The following is a 232-nucleotide window of genomic DNA, read 5'->3' on the forward strand; positions in this document are numbered from 1 at the left end:
CCGGACCGGTATGCTTGCGGCGGTGGCCGCCGCGATCGCCAACCTCGAAACCAACATCGACCGGGTGGCGATCGAAGAGCATGGGAGCGATGCGGTGGTGTTGACGTTCGAGCTGAGAGTCCGCGACCGCAAGCATCTCGCCCGTATTGTGCGGGTGATTCGCCGCATGCCGGACGTCGTGCGCGTCAGCCGCTCGTCGCGTTCTTCCCGGGCGTGAGCGGCCAACGAGCGG

Annotated in this window: 1 protein-coding gene; it reads left to right on the plus strand. The window is 67.2% G+C overall.

Annotated elements, in window-relative coordinates:
* Positions 1-217: ACT domain-containing protein (locus RMT89_RS45650; protein WP_315889638.1), on the plus strand; the 217-nt coding region annotated here is incomplete at its 5' end.
* Between the last annotated feature and the right edge of the window lie 15 nt (positions 218-232).

It is taken from the genome of Streptomyces sp. P17 (genome assembly GCF_032436805.1).
Lineage (GTDB): Bacteria > Actinomycetota > Actinomycetes > Streptomycetales > Streptomycetaceae > Streptomyces.